Origin of the sequence: Flagellimonas beolgyonensis (genome assembly GCF_003992615.1) — a bacterium.
Taxonomy (GTDB): Bacteria; Bacteroidota; Bacteroidia; order Flavobacteriales; family Flavobacteriaceae; genus Flagellimonas; species Flagellimonas beolgyonensis.
Genome location: NZ_RZMY01000003.1, coordinates 386,501 through 404,156 on the forward strand (window position 1 = coordinate 386,501; position 17,656 = coordinate 404,156).

A 17,656-nucleotide genomic window follows, 5' to 3' on the forward strand; every position below is an offset into this window, starting at 1 on the left:
GCATAATACTTTTTTGGTAATAATTACCCCCCAAATCTACGCATTTAATAAAAAAGACGCCTTTTGGGGCGTCTTTACAGTTGATTTTATGTAAAAGTAAATTACTCTACGGTAACCGACTTGGCCAGATTCCTTGGCTGATCCACATTACATCCGCGCATTACCGCAATGTGATAGGACAACAACTGTAAAGGAATCGTGGTCAACAAAGGAGATAAGCTTTCCGAAGTTTCCGGAACCTCGATAACGTGGTCTGCAAGTTCTTTAACGGACTTATCGCCCTCGGTAACTATGGCTATTATTTTTCCTTTTCTTGATTTAATCTCTTGGATATTGCTCACTACTTTTTCGTAGTGTCCCTTTTTTGTGGCAATCACTACCACGGGCATGTGTTCATCGATCAAGGCAATAGGACCGTGTTTCATTTCTGCCGCAGGATACCCTTCTGCATGGATGTAACTGATTTCCTTTAACTTCAATGCCCCTTCCAACGCGACCGGGAAGTTGTATCCCCTTCCTAAATACAGGCAGTTGGAAGAATCCATGTAAATCCTTGAAATCTCCTCAACTAAAGGATTGTACAGCAATGCTTTTTCCACTTTGGCCGGAATACTTTCCAACTCTGCCAAATATTCGTGGTATTTGGATTGGGACAATGTACCGTTCTCATATGCCAATTTTAGGGCAATAAGCGTAAGCACCGTTATCTGTGTAGTGAATGCCTTGGTAGAAGCCACACCAATCTCTGGACCGGCATGCGTATAGGCCCCAGCATGGGTTTCCCTGGCTATGGATGAACCTACCACGTTGCAAACTCCAAATACAAAAGCTCCCTTTTCCTTTGCCAATTTTATGGCCGCCAAGGTGTCGGCAGTCTCACCGGATTGGGAGATAGCAATAAGTACATCCTTTTCGGTGATTACCGGGTTTCTATAACGGAATTCGGAGGCGTACTCCACTTCCACAGGAATTCTTGCCAAATCTTCAAAAATATATTCGGCAACGAGTCCAGCATGCCATGAAGTACCACAGGCCACAATGATAATTCTGTTGGCATTAAGGAATTTCTCCAGATTCTGGTCAATTCCCGCCATTTTGATGATTCCCTTATCGGCCAATAGCCTACCACGATAGGTGTCCATAATGGCACGGGGTTGTTCGTATATTTCCTTGAGCATGAAATGGTCGTATCCTCCCTTTTCAATTTCTTCAAGGTTCAATTGCAGTTCCAAAATATTGGGGTAAGCAATGGCGTCGTCCTTTATTTTTCTTAGTTTGATTTCCTTACCGATACGCACAATGGCCATTTCCTCATCCTCCAAATACACGGCGTTGTTGGTAAACTCTATAAATGGAGAAGCATCGGACGCAATGAAGTATTCATTCTCACCTATTCCGATGGCTAAGGGACTTCCCAATTTGGCCACTACAATTTCATCGGGTTTGTTCTTATCGAAAACCGCTATCGCATAAGCACCCACCACTTGATTAAGGGCAATTTGTACCGCTTTACCAAGTTTTACTCCCTCCTTTAATTTGACCTCTTCGATCAGGTTTACCAAAACCTCGGTATCAGTATCGGAATGAAAAACGTACCCCCTCTTGATCAAGGCCTGTTTAATGGAATCGTAATTCTCGATAATCCCATTGTGTATGATCACCAAATCCCCGGAATTGGAATAATGTGGATGGGAGTTCACATCATTGGGCACACCATGGGTAGCCCACCTTGTATGACCCAATCCTAATTTTCCGGAAGTAGAGATGGTTGTTTCAGCTTTGGATTTTAAATCCTCGACTTTTCCTTTTGTCTTTGAAAGATTGGTTGTTTCTCCATCGAACAATGCAATACCGGCACTGTCGTACCCACGGTATTCCAATCGTTGAAGACCTTTGATTATAATGGGATAAGCATCCCTATGACCGATGTAGCCAACTATTCCACACATAAGATTTTATTTGTTGTTAGACGCCATTTGGGGGATTAAACGCGACCAAATTTAAGTTGTATACGTGAAAAACAATGGATATGGATGTACAAAACGATAAAAGCCCCAATATTCTCCTTGAAGGGAACAAATCAATTGGCCTCTGTGTAGTAAATCTCCAATTTCAATTTCTTAGCTTTTTCACCAGCAGACAAATTGCTTCCATAAAGCACTGTTCCCAAAGGACTAACGGCGGCGGCAACGGGATAATCGGCACCTTGCCCTCCAGTGTCCATGGCTTCTTGAATGGCGGTAAATGCAATATTTGGCGTCAGCGTCAGACCCAATCTTGCATTGGCAGAATCCCTGACAATTATATTGTTGATGTGTTCCGTAATCCGAATGGTGTATTTTACGCCCAAACCGTTTTCTTTCTGCAGTCTACCATCATAATTGGGATAGTATTGCAATGGATTGGTAGTGTTATTGGGGGTTAGAGGCTCGTTTTGTGGACTGTACAACGGAAAGTTGGTCTCAGCGTTGAACAGATAAAGTCTAAAAGGTTCGACAAAATCGGGACCGGCCAAATCCAAGGTTTCCCTATCTACATAAAACACTAAATTGGCCTCATTGATTACCCAATTGTTGGCCTTGATCTGGTTGATGATTTCAGAACCACCGTTTTCCAATGCGTCGAACAATCGAATTTCTGATAAAGTCTCTCCTCCCTTTACGTAAATCCTCGAAGCATTTTCGCCATTGTCCATGGCGCTTGCAATATCGGCAGGAAACGCCTCATTTTGGAAAACGTTCACTGCATTGCCTGCTGTTCCCGTATTTCCAGCAACCAAAAAGTTGAGGACAAAATCCCTTTCGGCAAGAGTGGTAGTTTCCGTTTCGGCGTCGTAATCGTTATACTCATAGGTAATGGTAATATTGGCCGCAGTCAGATCAAAAAGAATCATGAGCGCTTCCATATCGGTTCCCGCCAAATGGATGCCCCGAATAAAATCGTTGAAATTGGACTGGGTCAATAATTCGGGCTGCCCTTCCTTGTCCAAAATGTTTTCTTGGAAAAATGCGGGATCCAACGGCACCCTGATTCCCGGATTTAATCTACTGGAAACCTGTGTGGACTCATCCACATCGCCCGTATCTGGGTCATCTTCACCATAAAATAGGATTTCTTGGTCGCTTATGGTTACTTCACCGTTAAAAAACTCCTCTCCGATGAAACTTGAAAAATCTTGGTTGGAGAAATATTCCTGGGCCTCCTCAAAGCCAGAATTGGGATCTAAATCACGTAGAAAATAATTGGATCGGGAAACAATCAGGTTGAAAGTTTGGTTTCTATCCCCATAAATACTGTCCAGATCAAACTGTTTTGGGTAGTTATTGGCCACAAACCCTTCCTCTGAACCATCTTCATTGGGATCAAAGGGATTGGAGCCATTTACCCGCTCTTGGTTATCGGTAACCCCATCCCCATCAAAATCGGAGTTGGGATCGTCCACATCTTCAGGTGCCTCAAAAACATCATCGATACCATCGCCATCGCTATCGGCAGAAGGCGGCAATTGAAATGGCAAGTACAGATAAACCTCCTTAACCGTTTCATTTTCCTTTATAGTCGAAGCCACATCATCAGTATCCGCATCGTCCTCAGCAGATTGTGACAAATCACCAAAGGTTGGATTTCCTGTTCTATTGGGCAAAGAAAGCTGCGAAAGAATACTGGCATTACGCTTGCCATAAATGGGGTCGTTGAACGTTCCCAACTGGTACAGGGGAAGCCTGTTGGTCTGTACGGCAGTTATTCCCTTATTGAAGGCAAAAACATCATACTCCACTTTACCAGTGGTAAAAGGTTCACCGGCAATAACCCCTTCACCCAGTGTATCCAGTTCCTCCTCACAAGAAGTTATCAGTAGAAACAAAGCTCCAACCAAGGTTGAAACTTTAATGATCTTGGACAATCTCATTCAATTTATTTTAAAACCTCTGTTTTATAGAAATTAAGGTAAGCCTCTTCAGCCTCTTGCAATGAAACATAGGGCAATACCGGTTTGGAAAGTTTGTCGATGTGCTGTTTAAGGTCGTCCGACAGGTCTTCCGCGGCTAAAATAACCGCATCGGAATGATCTACTGCAACCTTTAACAAATTATTATAGTCGGGATGGGATAAGGCGGAAATGGTTTCCTTTTCGATCCCATCAAAAGCAATTTTGTTGATCATCTCGCTGTCCAACTCGCCTTCGTATCCTTTGCCATATACCGAGGTTACGATCTTGCTTTCCGCAAACAAAGGTTCATCGACATAATAGTTACGAAGGTACAAGGGTAAAAGGGATGCCATCCAGCCATGCACGTGGATGATGTCAGGCGACCAGTTCAATTTTTTAACGGTTTCCACCACGCCTTTGGCAAAAAAGATGGCCCGCTCATCATTATCGGGAAACAGGTTTCCTTCGGAGTCCTTAAAGGTTGACTTTCTCTTAAAATATTCTTCGTTATCTATAAAGTAGACCTGGATACGCTCCCTTGGAATGGAAGCCACCTTTATGATCAAGGGCATATCCATGTCGTTGATCACCAGGTTCATTCCCGATAAACGGATCACTTCATGCAATTGATGCCTTCTTTCATTGATGTTCCCATAACGCGGCATAAAAATGCGTATCTGCCCCCCGTTACTGTTCACCATTCGTGGTGCTTCGTAGGACATTAAGGAAACTGGATTCTCTGGGAGGTAAGGAACTAATTCGGAAGATACAAACAATATCTTTTTGCCATTCATAAACACTTTCTTTTGTTTATCTGAAAAACGTAGCTGCAAAAGTACAAAAATTATGCTGATTACCAGTATTTATAGTATTTTTGCACGCTTTTAATTTTGGATATGCACCTATTTCACCATAAAAAAGAGCTGGTTTCCCACCTTGAAAATCAACGTGGCCAAAATCTCACAATTGGCCTGGTGCCCACTATGGGCGCGTTACACACGGGTCATCTCTCCTTGGTAAAAAGGGCGCTTTCGGAAAATGATGTGGTGGTGGTCAGTATTTTTGTTAACCCCACCCAATTCGATAAAAAGGACGACCTGGAAAAATATCCAAGAAGCCTCGAAAAAGATATCGAGCTATTAAAAAAGGTATCGGATAAAATTGTGGTTTTCGCACCCACAGTGGAAGAGATATACGACAACAACGTGAAATCGCAGTCTTATGAATTCGATGGGCTGGACAAGGTGATGGAAGGAGAGTTCCGTACAGGGCATTTTGATGGGGTGGGCACTATCGTGGAATTGTTGCTCAAAACCGTGGAGCCCAACAAGGCCTATTTTGGTGAAAAGGATTTCCAGCAATTGCAGATCATTCGTAAAATGGTGGAGCTCAAAAAACTGCCTTATACAATTGTTGGTTGTCCCATTGAAAGAGAACCCCATGGTTTGGCCATGAGTTCCCGTAATGAAAGACTCTCCAAACCGACTAGGGAAGAAGCCAAATTTATCTTTGGTACCTTGCAGGGTGCAAAAGCCAAATTTGGCACGGAAAGTGCTACAAACATAGCGGATTGGGTAAAAACAGCGTTTAACAACCATCCCATTTTTGACCTGGAGTATTTCGAGATTGCCGACGAGGCCACCTTGACCCCCATGTTAAAAAAACAGGAGAACCAAAAATACAGGGCGTTCATCGCCGTTTATGCAGACGGAGTGCGCTTAATTGATAATCTAAGATTGAATTGATAATTTTGCACCATGCAAGTAGAAGTTGTAAAATCTAAAATTCATAGGGTAAAGGTGACCGGCGCCGACCTTAATTATATTGGAAGCATCACCATTGACGAAGACCTGATGGATGCCGCCAACATAATCCGGGGTGAAAAGGTACAGATCGTGAACAACAACAACGGGGAACGATTGGAGACCTATGCCATTCCAGGACCGAGAGGTTCCGGAGAACTTACCCTTAACGGAGCTGCCGCCCGAAAAGTGGCCGTAGGCGACGTTTTGATCTTGATCACCTATGCCTGGATGCACATCGAGGAGGCTAAAACCTTCAATCCAGCATTGGTCTTCCCCAACGAAGCCACCAATCTACTCAACTGATCTTGGGCAAATCCCTCAAAAAATTCCTGAAAATATTTGTCCCCATAGCCTTTGGGCTCTTCTTGGTCTGGTATTCCTACGATGCCACCACACCGGAAGACCGGCAACAAATCATTCATTACATTTCCAATGCCAGCCCATTTTGGGTGACCCTATCGGTTTTGATCGCCATCCTTAGCCATATTTCCCGCGCAATCCGCTGGCGCTATCTGCTCGAACCCATGGGGTACAGGCCAAAACTCATCAATAGTATCTTGATCGTGCTCATTTCCTATTTTGCCAATTTGGGAATTCCAAGATCGGGGGAATTTTTAAGGGCTACTGCGTTGGCCACTTATGAAAAAGTCCCATTCGAAAAAGGCTTTGGCACCATTGTAACCGAAAGGGTCATCGACCTATTGATGTTGTTATCCGTCATTTTGATCACCTTGGTTCTTCAAACGGATATTATTTTGGGCTTTTTGGAAGAGAAAGGGGTAAACCTCATTGGTGCTATCGGAATACTGGTGGTGGGAATTAGCGGTTTGTTTATTGGAACCTATATCATCAGAAAATCCAAGTCGCCATTGGCCCAGAAATTGAAATCGTTCTTGAACGGTCTTTTGGACGGGGTCCTCAGCATTTTTAAAATGAAGAAAAAATGGCCGTTCATACTACATACCCTCTTCATTTGGGTAGCCTATATCGGCATGTTTTGGGTCATTAAACACACGGTGGCCGAAACCACCTCACTTTCATTGAGCCAACTGCTGGTTGCCTTTGTGGCAGGGGCCTTTGCCATGTCCACCACCAATGGTGGAATTGGCCTGTACCCCATTGCCGTCAGCGCCGCTTTGGGAATCTATGGAATCAGTTCGGTTTCAGGTGATGCTTTTGGTTGGATCATGTGGATTGCCCAGACACTGATGGTCGTCATCTTCGGCACAATATCCTTCATTGTATTGCCGTTATTGAATAGGAACCGGTAGACCCCGACCACCTAAATCTTAACCAATGAAAAATCGTCTATTAGTTGTAATGATAGGCTTGATAGGCTTGAACCTTGGCGCACAAGTCAAAAAGGAAATATTTGAATCCTTCAAACTGCAGGAAAGACGGGATGTTTCCTATTATTTCCCCGAAGATTATTCCGAAGAGAAAGCATACCCCTTGATTGTGGTGCTCGATGCCGAGTACCTGTTCGACCTTGTGGTGGCCAACGTGAAGTTTCAAAGTAGATTTGACCGCATGCCACAAGCCATTGTCGTAGGTATCGATCAAGCGAAAAATGACCTACGTTGGGACGACTGCGATTTTGAGGAGGTTTCGGGCCTGCCGACCGAAAAGGGCAAAATGTTCTATGAATTCTTGGGTACGGAAATCATTCCGTACTTGGAAACGAGTTACAATATTGCTCCGTTCAAAATGTTCGTCGGGTACGATATTACCGCAAACTTTGGCAACTATTATCTTTTTAAGGACAAATCCTTCTTCAACTCCTATGTGAGCATTTCACCCGTGTTGGCCACCGAAATGGAAAGCAGGGTCCCTGCAAGATTATCAGCCTTGGACCAAGTGATTTTTTATAATGTGATTGTGGAAAAGGAAGCATCGGACGATAGGCAACGTATCCTCCAGATGAACAACAGTATCAATTCCATCACCAAGGAATCCTTGCATTACTATTTTGATGAATATGACAATGCCGACCACGTGTCCATTGCCGCCTATGGCATCAGCAAAGCCTTCGATAATGTCTTTAAGATTTTCAGGCCCATTAGCACTGACGAATACAAAAAAGAGATTTTGACATCCGAAGAACCGGTCTTCAATTATTTGGAAAACCGTTATAGCACCATTGAGAATTTGTTTGGTTTTAGAAAACCCGTGGAACTCAACGATATCATGGCCATTTATGCCGCATGTCGAAAAAAGGAAGACTACGAATCCCTGAAACCCCTTTCCGACCTGTGTAAAAAAGAATTCCCCGAAACCATGATGGGCTTCTATTTTGAAGGGGAATATTACGAGCAAATGGGCGAACCCAAAAAGGCATTCAAGACGTTTGAGAAAGCTTTCCAAATGGAGGAAATCGACTTTTTGACCAAGGATCTGGCATTGGAAAAAATCGATGCACTTAAAGCAGACTTCGGATATTAGACCATTGGATTGTTAGATGTTTGGATAACTGGACAGCCCTTTCCAATTATTGAACTGTCGAAAAATCCATGAATCCATAATTCCAATAATCCAAGAAAATCATCCATCTAAATCCATATCTTTAGGCCATTATCCCAATTTAAATGGCCAAGACCAAAACTGCTTTCTTTTGCCAAAACTGTGGCACCCAATATGCCAAATGGGTCGGACAATGCTCCTCCTGCAAAGAGTGGAACACCATTGTGGAAGAAGTGGTGCAGAAAGAGGACAAAAGAAGTTGGAAAACCGATGCCTCGGCGGCAAAACAAGCCAGCAAACCCCTGCGCGTTTCCGAAATTACCCAGGAAAAGGAACTGCGCCTCGATACCCTGGATCAAGAATTCAATCGGGTTTTGGGCGGTGGTCTGGTGCCTGGGTCGCTTACCCTTTTGGGAGGTGAACCTGGGATCGGAAAAAGCACTTTGCTGTTACAAATTGCGTTGAAATTACCGTACAAAACACTCTATGTTTCCGGCGAGGAAAGTCAGCGACAGATTAAAATGCGAGCCGACCGCATACAACCCAATAGTGAAAACTGCTATATCCTTACCGAGACCAAAACCCAAAATATTTTTCAACAGATTGCTTCCGTAGAACCCGATTTGGTGGTCATTGATTCCATTCAAACACTGCATTCCGATTATATTGAATCGGCAGCCGGAAGCATTTCCCAAATTCGGGAATGTACCGCCGAACTCATCAAATTTGCCAAGGAAAGCCATACGCCTGTTATTTTGGTGGGACACATCACCAAAGATGGTACCATTGCCGGGCCCAAAATATTGGAACATATGGTTGATACGGTCCTTCAATTTGAAGGCGACCGCAACTATGTCTACCGTATACTCCGCTCATTGAAAAACCGATTTGGATCTACGGCCGAACTGGGTATTTATGAAATGCAGGGCAGTGGCCTTCGCGAGGTCAACAATCCCTCGGAGGTGTTGATCTCCAAAAATGAAGAGGACCTCAGCGGCACAGCAATTGCCGCCACGGTAGAGGGAATGCGCCCTTTGCTCATCGAAATCCAGGCCTTGGTGAGTACAGCAGTTTACGGCACACCTCAACGATCTGCGACCGGATTCAATGCCAAACGGTTGAACATGCTCTTGGCAGTTTTGGAAAAACGCGCCGGGTTCAAGCTGGCTGCCAAAGATGTGTTCTTGAACATTACTGGAGGTATTACCGTAGATGATCCTGCCATCGATCTAGCCGTGGTTGCCGCCATCCTATCGAGCAATGCCGATATTCCCATTGAAAAGGGCATCTGTTTTGCGGCTGAAGTTGGGTTGGCCGGTGAAATTCGCCCCGTGCAACGAGTGGACCAACGCATATTGGAGGCTGAAAAACTGGGGTTCACCACCATTTTTGTTTCCAAAAGCAATAAAATTGGTCTTAAAAATACAGGCATCCAAGTCCAAAAAGTTTCCAAAATTGAGGATGTGGTGAGCCAATTGTTTGGCTAACAATTGCCATTGAAGGTTTATGGTTATCTTTAAAAAACCTTCTTAACCAATGAATCGCCATTCAGTTATCCTGTTCTTGGTGCTGCTCGCTGCTTGTTCCAAGGAAAAAACGTCCGCCGACAAACCTTATTTTTCCACTTGGGAACATTATTTGGGCGATCCGGAACGCACCCATTTTTCAAACCTGGGTCAAATTGACACCTCTAACGTAGCCAATCTGAAACTGGCGTGGACCTACAAAAGTGGGGGATTACAAGAAGGTAGGACCACCCAGATTCAGACAAGCCCGCTCATGGTCGATGATTTATTGTATGGCGTTAATGCAGCGATAGAATTGTTTGCCGTCAATGCCCAAACCGGTGAGGAAATATGGACTTTTAAACCATCCACCAAAGATGAATCCGGTTTGGGACTTAATAGGGGCCTCAATTATTGGAGAACGGATGGATCGGAGCCCAGTCGCATCTTCTTTTCTTCGGGTCCCCGACTTTTTGCCATCGACAGTAAAACTGGAAAACCAATTGCTTCTTTTGGGAAGGAAGGCCACATTGATCTACGGGAAGGGTTGGGCAGAGATCTTCAAAAACTTTCCGTGGTCTCCAACACTCCAGGGGCACTCTACAAAAACATTCTGGTCCAAGGCACCCGTGTAGGTGAAGGACCCGGCTCCTCACCCGGACATGTTCGGGCATACGATGTGTTGACCGGCGAAATTGTCTGGACCTTCCATACCATTCCCCAACCTGGAGAATTTGGTTATGATACTTGGCCGGCAGAAGCCTACAAAACGGTAGGTGGTGCCAATAGCTGGCCCGGCATGGCCATGGATACGGAAAGAGGCATTGTATATATTCCAACGGGTTCGGCTGCTTTTGATTGGTACGGTGGTGACCGTGAAGGAGAGAATTTGTTTGCCAATTCCCTGCTGGCACTCAATGCTGAAAACGGGGAGCGTCTTTGGCATTTTCAATTTGTGCACCATGATACTTGGGATAGGGACCTTCCGGCTCCTCCCAACTTATTGACGATACATCGCGATGGAGAAGAAATTCCAGCTGTGGCCCAAGTAACGAAAAGTGGACACGTTTTTGTGTTCAACCGTATTACTGGAGAGCCTTTGTTCCCTATTGAAGAGAAAGCCTATCCCAGCTCCAAGTTGATGGGGGAACGATCCTATGCTACCCAGCCACTTCCATTGAAGCCGACACCCTTCGCGCGGCAAATCCTTCGCGAAGATGACCTCTATGCGCCCAATCGAAAGGCTTTTGTGGACGACTTGGTACCGGGCAATGATTCAGACGAAACTCCAACGGTTTTGGAAAAGTTCAAGAGCATCACCTCCAAGGGGCAATTCATTCCTATGGACACTACCGGCGTCATCTTGTATCCAGGGGCAGATGGTGGTGCCGAATGGGGCGGTGCCGCTTTGGACCCCCGTAACGGAATTATGTATGTCAACGCCAACGAAATGGCTTGGATCATAAAAATGAAAGCACTTAAAAATGATGACGGTAATCTAAATATTGGACAGTCGCTTACCCAAATCCATTGTGCCCGTTGCCATGGTGGCGAACTGCAGGGATTGGCCGGAATACCGGAACTTCAAAATGTGAATCTTCGATTGTCGATGGATTCCATCCAAACCATTATCCAAAAAGGGCGCGGCGCCATGCCCGGAATGCCCAATCTTTCGGAAGATGAAATTACTGCCATCACCGAATTTCTCTCCGGCATGGAAGAGACCAAAGACCATCGAACCGAAAAAGTAACCATCGATGTGCCCTATACCATTTCCAGCTTTGCCCGATTTAAGGATGATAGGGGCTATCCGGTAGTAAAACCACCATGGGGCACCCTGAACGCAATAGACCTGAACACCGGTGAATACCTATGGAAAATTCCGTTGGGCCATGAAGAAAGTTTGGACGACCCGAACGTTCCCGTTTCTGGATTGGAAAATTATGGCGGACCGGTCATCACCAAAGGTGGGGTACTATTCATTGCCGCCACCAAGGATGAAAAAATCCGTGCCTTCCATATGAAAACGGGGAAACAACTATGGGAGGACAAACTCCCAGCAGGAGGCTATGCCACACCCATCACTTATGAAAGCAATGGCAAACAATACATCGTTATTGCTTGTGGTGGCGGTAAAATGGGCACTGCTTCGGGCGATGAATACCGTGCCTATAGTTTGGAGTAACTACGGAGCCGGATTCGGAATGGCCTTGTGAATGGCCTCGATGCCTTCCAACACCTCATCGGAAAGATTCACTTCGATACTTTCGATGTTTTCCTTTAATTGTTCCATGCTCGTTGCCCCAATAATGTTGCTGGTCACAAAGGGACGCGTGTTCACAAAGGCCAATGCCATTTGGGCCATACTCAACCCATGTTCCTTGGCCAATTCCGCGTATTTCTTGGTGGCCTCCACAGCGGTTTCTCCACTATACCTGTTGTAATTTGGAAATAAGGTGACCCTAGCCTTTCGTGGTGGAATCTCGGTAAGGTATTTGCCGCTCAAAGTTCCAAAACCGAGTGGGGAATAGGCCAAAAGACCAATTTTTTCGCGCATGGATATTTCAGATAGCCCCACCTCAAACAATCGGTTCAACAAATTATATGGATTTTGGATGGTCAACATACGCGGCAGGCTTTGGTGTACCTTGCTCTCTTCCAAAAATCGCATGGTGCCCCAAGGGGTTTCGTTGGATAATCCCACATGTCGAATTTTACCTTCCGCAACCAAATCGCGAAGGGTTTCCAAAACCTGATGGATATTATCCTCCCAAACATCAATGGCATGGGCATTGTACCCGCGTTGGCCAAAGTAGTTGGTATTTCGTTCGGGCCAATGCAGTTGGTACAGGTCGATATAATCTGTTTGCAATCGCTTTAAACTGCCTTCCACGGCTTCAATAATGGAGTCCCTGGTAAAGCCGGTAGTTCTAATAAATTTGGTGAACTCGGCTCTACCCGCAATTTTGGATGCCAGAACCACTCGGTCGCGGTTCCCCGTTTTTTTAAACCAGTTTCCGATCAATTCCTCGGTAACCGCATACAGTTCCTTTTTGGCTGGGATGGGATACAGTTCGGCCGTATCAAAGAAATTGACGCCTTGATCCAAGGCATAATCCATTTGTTCGTGAGCCTCGTCTTCCGAATTTTGTCTGCCCCAGGTCATCGTGCCTAGGCAAATTTTACTGATGCGGATATCGGTATGTGGTATTCTGGTGTACTTCATTTTTTACAATTTAGGACGCTTAAAGGTAATCAAACCCAAAAACTGCATCTTATTTTATGGTTAATTCTCCACCTCCAGCAAAATGGGACAGTGGTCACTGTGTTTGGCCTCGGATAGGATTACGGATCGCTTCAATCGGTCTTCCAACGGTTCGGCCACCATGCCATAATCCAAACGCCAGCCCTTGTTATTGGCCCTGGCATTGGCACGGTACGTCCACCAGGTATAATTGTGGGGCTCTTTGTTGAAATGTCGAAAACTGTCGATAAACCCACTATTGATGAAATTTCCGATCCACTCCCGCTCCACGGGCAAAAACCCCGATACATTTTTGTTCCGTACTGGATCATGGATATCAATGGCTTCGTGGCAAATATTATAGTCCCCACAAACGATCAAATTGGGGCAGTCTTTTCGCAATTCATCAGCATAATCCTGAAAATCGGCCATGTACGTCAGTTTATGGTCCAAACGGTCAATGTTGGTGCCAGAGGGCAAGTACATACTCATCACCGACAAGTCGCCAAAATCGGCACGGATGTTCCTTCCCTCAAAATCCATATAATCGATTCCGGTACCATATTCGATATGATCGGGTTCCTTTTTACACAACAAGGCCACGCCACTGTATCCCTTTTTTTGTGCACTGAACCAATAGTGGTGCTCAAAACCTGCCTCCTCAATAAGGGCAGTATCCACCTGCTCTTTCATGGCCTTGGTCTCTTGGAGACAGATCACATCGGGGTCCACTGAACGTAACCAATCCACAAAACCCTTGTTCATGGCGGCCCTTATGCCATTCACATTATAGGAGACAATCTTCATCTTTGGAAATTTTGTCTAAAAATAGCCATTGTAGATCGCTCCCTAAAATCAAATTTATCGATCTGGACATTGAAAAAAGGTATATAGCACTATCATCATGTTTGCCGTACCTTTAGCCTATGACTGCATTGGTTTTGATCGACATCCAAACGGGACTCTCGGAAACAGCCTATTATGGCACGGAGCGGAACAACCATGACGCGGAGGAAAAGTGTGGGGAAGTGTTGGCCGCGTTCCGAAGCAACAACTTGACCATTTTTCATGTAAAGCACAATTCCACCAATCCAAAATCTCCACTTTTTCCAGGAAAACCTGGAAACGGCATTCACCCCGCAGTACAACCCATGGTCAACGAACCAATTATTGAGAAGGACGTAAACAGTGCTTTTATCGGAACCAATCTTGAATCCAGATTACACCAACTAGGCATTTCAAAATTGGTGATTGTGGGTCTCACGATTGAACATTGCATATCCACATCGGTACGTATGGCAGCTAATTTAGGTTTTGAGGTGACCTTGATTTCAGATGCCACCGCTGCCTTCGATAAAATGGGCATTGATGGCAAAAGGTATGGTGCCGATATCATTTTTAATACCGAGTTGGCCAACTTGAAGGATGAGTTTGCCGAAATTAAGGACACTGCCACCTTATTGGCAGAACTTGATAATTAGTCCCTATTTTTATAGGGCACAAATCAACTAAACCATATGGCACGCTTTGCCCTATTTTTTCTGGTCTGTTTATATTTCACAACCTCCCAATCGTTTGCGCAAGACGAACCCCTTAAAATTGGGGTGGCCGGTCTTACCCATACCCATGTGCATTGGATATTGGGTAGAGAGGATATTGGCGACATCAAAATAGTGGGCATTGCCGAACCCAATCGGGAATTGGCACAACGTTATGCAACGCAACATGGCTTTTCCATGGACTTGGTCTACAACAGTTTGGAGGAGATGATTGCAGCCACCAAACCCGAAGCGGTCACCGCTTTCGGAACCATTTACGAGCACTTGGAAGTGGTTCAGACCTGTGCGCCAAAAGGAATCCATGTGATGGTAGAAAAACCATTGGCCGTGAGCTTGGATCACGCCCAGAAAATGAACGCGCTTGCACAAAAACATAATATTCATTTGCTTACCAATTATGAAACCACATGGTACCCCACCAATCATCGGGCAAAGGAGCTTTTGGATAATGGACAGATAGGTGCGCTCAGAAAGGTCATCGTCCGCGACGGACATCGGGGCCCTGTCAAAATTGGGGTCAACGAAGAGTTTTTGGAGTGGCTGCAAGACCCTGTGCTCAATGGGGGCGGTGCACTGACGGATTTTGGTTGTTATGGCGCCAACTTGATGACATGGCTTAAAAAAGGCAAGAAACCCACTAGTGTTACAGCGGTGACCCAGCAGCTCCAAGCGGAAAACAATCCGAAAGTGGACGACGATGCCACAATTATCCTTACCTACGAGGATTGCCAAGCGATTTTGGAACCTTCCTGGAATTGGCCCATTGGCAGAAAAGACATGGAGCTTTATGGTTTAACCGGAGCCATCTATGCCGATAACAGAAATACGCTCCGGGTTCGAATGGCAGAAGGCTACGATGGCTTTTCGGAAGACATCTCACAACTGGAAGAAAGACCTTATCCCTATAACGATCCATTTGCACTCCTTGCCGCTGTGGTACGTGGCACCATCACATTAAACCCTGATGATCTTTCCGCATTGGAAAACAACATGACGGTTGTTGAAATCTTGGATGCGGCCAAAGAAAGTGCCAGACTTGGCAAAACCATACATTTGAAAAATTAATCGCTTTTACCCTGCTTTAATGAGAGTTTTTGTTCCCCTATTTTGCATGCTGTTCCCTTTCCTTGTTTTGGCCCAGCAAACCCCGAAGGATTCCATCACCCAGTTGGAAGAAGTAATTTTAATGGAAGATTCTGTACCCAAAAAAGCAGTTGGCATCACTGCATCAACAACCATTGGCCCAACTACGTTTGAACGGTTCAATCCCACGGATTTTGCATCGGTCATCAACCAAATTCCTGGAGTGTACATGCTTTCCGGTGCCTTGAACACCAACCGAATCACCATTCGGGGTGTTGGGGCTCGAACCCCTTTTGGCACCGACAAGCTTCGCCTGTATTTTAATGGGATTCCCGTAACCAACGGCACAGGGTTTTCCACTATCGAGGCCTACGATTTTGAGAATTTGGGATCAATTGAGGTTATAAAAGGTCCAAAAGGGTCGGCCTATGGAGCGAACTTGGGCGGTGCCATTTTACTGGAAACCAAAGCTCCTTCAACAGAAGAAACGCGCTTGATAAATACCTTCACCATTGGTTCCTACAACATGCTGAAGGACAATCTATCCTTTACCCACTACGACAACAAGTTTCGAATTTCCTTGAGCTACAATCATCTTGAAACGGACGGGTACCGACAAAACAACCGGTTTGAACGTGATGGGGTTTTATTGAACACTACATTTCAGCTAGCGGATAAAAGTTCCCTCTCCTATGTTTTGAATTATATCGATTACACGGCCTATATCGCGAGTTCCATCAACCAGACCGATTTTGAGGAAGACCCCACAAGGGCTGCATCCAACTGGTTGGCTGCCCAAGGCTTTGAGGCCAACAACTATGTGCTCACAGGGTTGTCGCACACCTATCAATTTTCGGATAAACTGAAGAACACCACTAGTATTTTTTACACGTATTTGGACCACTATGAACCACGTCCTTTCAATATTTTGGATGAATTCACCAACGGATTTGGGTTTCGGAGCCAATTTGAGGGTCAATGGGGTACCGGCACTTATGTTTTGGGAACAGAACTCTACAAAGACGAATACCATTGGGGCACATTTCAGAACCTTTATGCCGAAAACAATGGCAATGGGAGTCTGAAAGGAAATCAGCTGAGCCGAAATACAGAGTTCCGAAGGCAGTTCAACCTGTTTGGTTCACTGACCTACCCGCTTTCAACCCGATTTTCGGCCCAATTGGGTCTTAATCTGAACAAAACCCATTACCAATTCAGAGACCTGTTTAACGCTGGGGATGCGAACACCTCTGCAACCCGCAATTTTGACGCCATCCTATTGCCCAATCTCGGACTAAGGTATACGTTGACCAATGGTCAGCTATATGCCAATGTCAGTCGCGGCTTTTCCAATCCCAGTTTGGAGGAATCATTAACCCCCGAGGGTATCATTAATCCGGATATTGCCCAAGAAACCGGAACCAATTATGAACTTGGCGGACAATTTGCTTGGTTGAACAAAAAGTTGACCCTCGATTGGACCCTCTATCGCATGGACATTAACAACCTGTTGGTGGCCCAACGCGTGGGCGAGGACCAATATATCGGGAAAAATGCCGGGGAAACCCGACACCAAGGATTGGAATTGGACGTAAAATACCGAACGTATTTGTCCAAACAACTGCTAATTACACCCTATCTGGGCTATACATTTAGCGACCATGTTTTTGTGGATTTTGTGGATGGTGATAACGACTATTCCGGAAATCCTTTGACCGGGGTGCCAAGGCACCGATTGACTTCAGGCTTGGATCTACAGCATTCGAACGGACTGCAACTGAACCTAAATCACCAATTTGTAGATAAAATTCCGTTGACCGATGCGACTTCGATCTACAGCGAGGCGTACCATGTTTTTCATTTAAAATTGGGCTACCGAGCCCAAATAGCAACTGATTTTTCGTTGGGCTTGCATGCCGGTATCAATAATGTGTTCGATACCAATTACGCCCAATCCGTATTGATCAACGCTGTGGGATTTGGCGGTGCTCAACCGCGCTATTTTTATCCCGGAAACGGGCGCAATTACTTTGCTGGCATACGATTGGGCTATGATTTTTAGCGGGTTG

At 45.2% G+C, this 17,656-nt stretch carries 14 protein-coding genes; 9 read left to right on the top strand and 5 right to left on the bottom strand.

The features are described from left to right. Window positions 1-101 precede the first annotated feature (101 nt). The 3 genes from glmS to EO131_RS02645 all read right to left on the bottom strand — a co-directional run bounded on the left by glmS (window position 102) and on the right by EO131_RS02645 (window position 4,725). Window positions 102-1,949, bottom strand: a complete 1,848-nt coding sequence (gene glmS, locus EO131_RS02635; protein WP_127018788.1) for a glutamine--fructose-6-phosphate transaminase (isomerizing) — start codon at window positions 1,947-1,949, stop codon at window positions 102-104. Between the two features lie 131 nt (window positions 1,950-2,080). After that, window positions 2,081-3,910 (bottom strand): DUF4270 domain-containing protein, encoded by a 1,830-nt coding sequence (locus EO131_RS02640; protein ID WP_127018789.1) that lies wholly within the window; start codon window positions 3,908-3,910, stop codon window positions 2,081-2,083. A gap of 5 nt (window positions 3,911-3,915) precedes the next feature. Continuing rightward, window positions 3,916-4,725, bottom strand: coding sequence for a glycogen/starch synthase (locus tag EO131_RS02645; protein ID WP_127018790.1), 810 nt, complete (start codon window positions 4,723-4,725; stop codon window positions 3,916-3,918). Window positions 4,726-4,827: 102 nt separating this feature from the next. On the opposite strand from EO131_RS02645, the gene panC reads away from it, so the two are divergent. From panC to EO131_RS02675, 6 genes are all read left to right on the top strand, one after another. Then, window positions 4,828-5,676 (top strand): pantoate--beta-alanine ligase, encoded by an 849-nt coding sequence (gene panC / locus EO131_RS02650; protein WP_127018791.1) that lies wholly within the window; start codon window positions 4,828-4,830, stop codon window positions 5,674-5,676. 12 nt (window positions 5,677-5,688) lie between these two features. Further along, window positions 5,689-6,039 (top strand): aspartate 1-decarboxylase, encoded by a 351-nt coding sequence (gene panD / locus EO131_RS02655; protein WP_127018792.1) that lies wholly within the window; start codon window positions 5,689-5,691, stop codon window positions 6,037-6,039. A 2-nt stretch (window positions 6,040-6,041) separates the two neighbouring features. Further along, the gene (locus tag EO131_RS02660; protein WP_127018793.1) at window positions 6,042-7,007 is read left to right on the top strand and encodes a lysylphosphatidylglycerol synthase transmembrane domain-containing protein; all 966 of its coding nucleotides are present in this window, start codon (window positions 6,042-6,044) and stop codon (window positions 7,005-7,007) included. 25 nt (window positions 7,008-7,032) lie between these two features. Beyond that, window positions 7,033-8,178, top strand: a complete 1,146-nt coding sequence (locus EO131_RS02665; RefSeq protein WP_127018794.1) for an alpha/beta hydrolase — start codon at window positions 7,033-7,035, stop codon at window positions 8,176-8,178. A gap of 143 nt (window positions 8,179-8,321) precedes the next feature. Continuing rightward, window positions 8,322-9,683: a DNA repair protein RadA gene (gene radA, locus EO131_RS02670; protein WP_127018795.1), complete on the top strand. Its 1,362-nt coding sequence runs from the start codon at window positions 8,322-8,324 to the stop codon at window positions 9,681-9,683. 49 nt (window positions 9,684-9,732) lie between these two features. Next, entirely contained in the window at window positions 9,733-11,886 is a 2,154-nt protein-coding gene (locus EO131_RS02675; RefSeq protein ID WP_127018796.1) for an outer membrane protein assembly factor BamB family protein, read from the top strand. Here the strand turns inward: EO131_RS02675 and EO131_RS02680 are convergent, their stop codons facing one another. Both EO131_RS02680 and EO131_RS02685 read right to left on the bottom strand, forming a co-directional pair. After that, a complete protein-coding gene (locus tag EO131_RS02680) occupies window positions 11,887-12,927 on the bottom strand; it encodes an NADP(H)-dependent aldo-keto reductase (protein ID WP_127018797.1) in 1,041 nt (346 codons plus the stop codon). A 60-nt stretch (window positions 12,928-12,987) separates the two neighbouring features. Further along, window positions 12,988-13,752 (bottom strand): exodeoxyribonuclease III, encoded by a 765-nt coding sequence (locus EO131_RS02685; protein WP_127018798.1) that lies wholly within the window; start codon window positions 13,750-13,752, stop codon window positions 12,988-12,990. A 119-nt stretch (window positions 13,753-13,871) separates the two neighbouring features. Between EO131_RS02685 and EO131_RS02690 the strand changes: the two genes are divergently transcribed. From EO131_RS02690 to EO131_RS02700, 3 genes are read left to right on the top strand one after another with little or no spacing between them, the layout of a single operon-like run. Next, window positions 13,872-14,426, top strand: a complete 555-nt coding sequence (locus EO131_RS02690; protein ID WP_127018799.1) for a cysteine hydrolase family protein — start codon at window positions 13,872-13,874, stop codon at window positions 14,424-14,426. A gap of 36 nt (window positions 14,427-14,462) precedes the next feature. Continuing rightward, a complete protein-coding gene (locus tag EO131_RS02695) occupies window positions 14,463-15,569 on the top strand; it encodes a Gfo/Idh/MocA family protein (protein ID WP_127018800.1) in 1,107 nt (368 codons plus the stop codon). A 19-nt stretch (window positions 15,570-15,588) separates the two neighbouring features. Beyond that, window positions 15,589-17,649 (top strand): TonB-dependent receptor family protein, encoded by a 2,061-nt coding sequence (locus EO131_RS02700; RefSeq protein ID WP_127018801.1) that lies wholly within the window; start codon window positions 15,589-15,591, stop codon window positions 17,647-17,649. The last annotated feature ends 7 nt before the right edge of the window (window positions 17,650-17,656 follow it).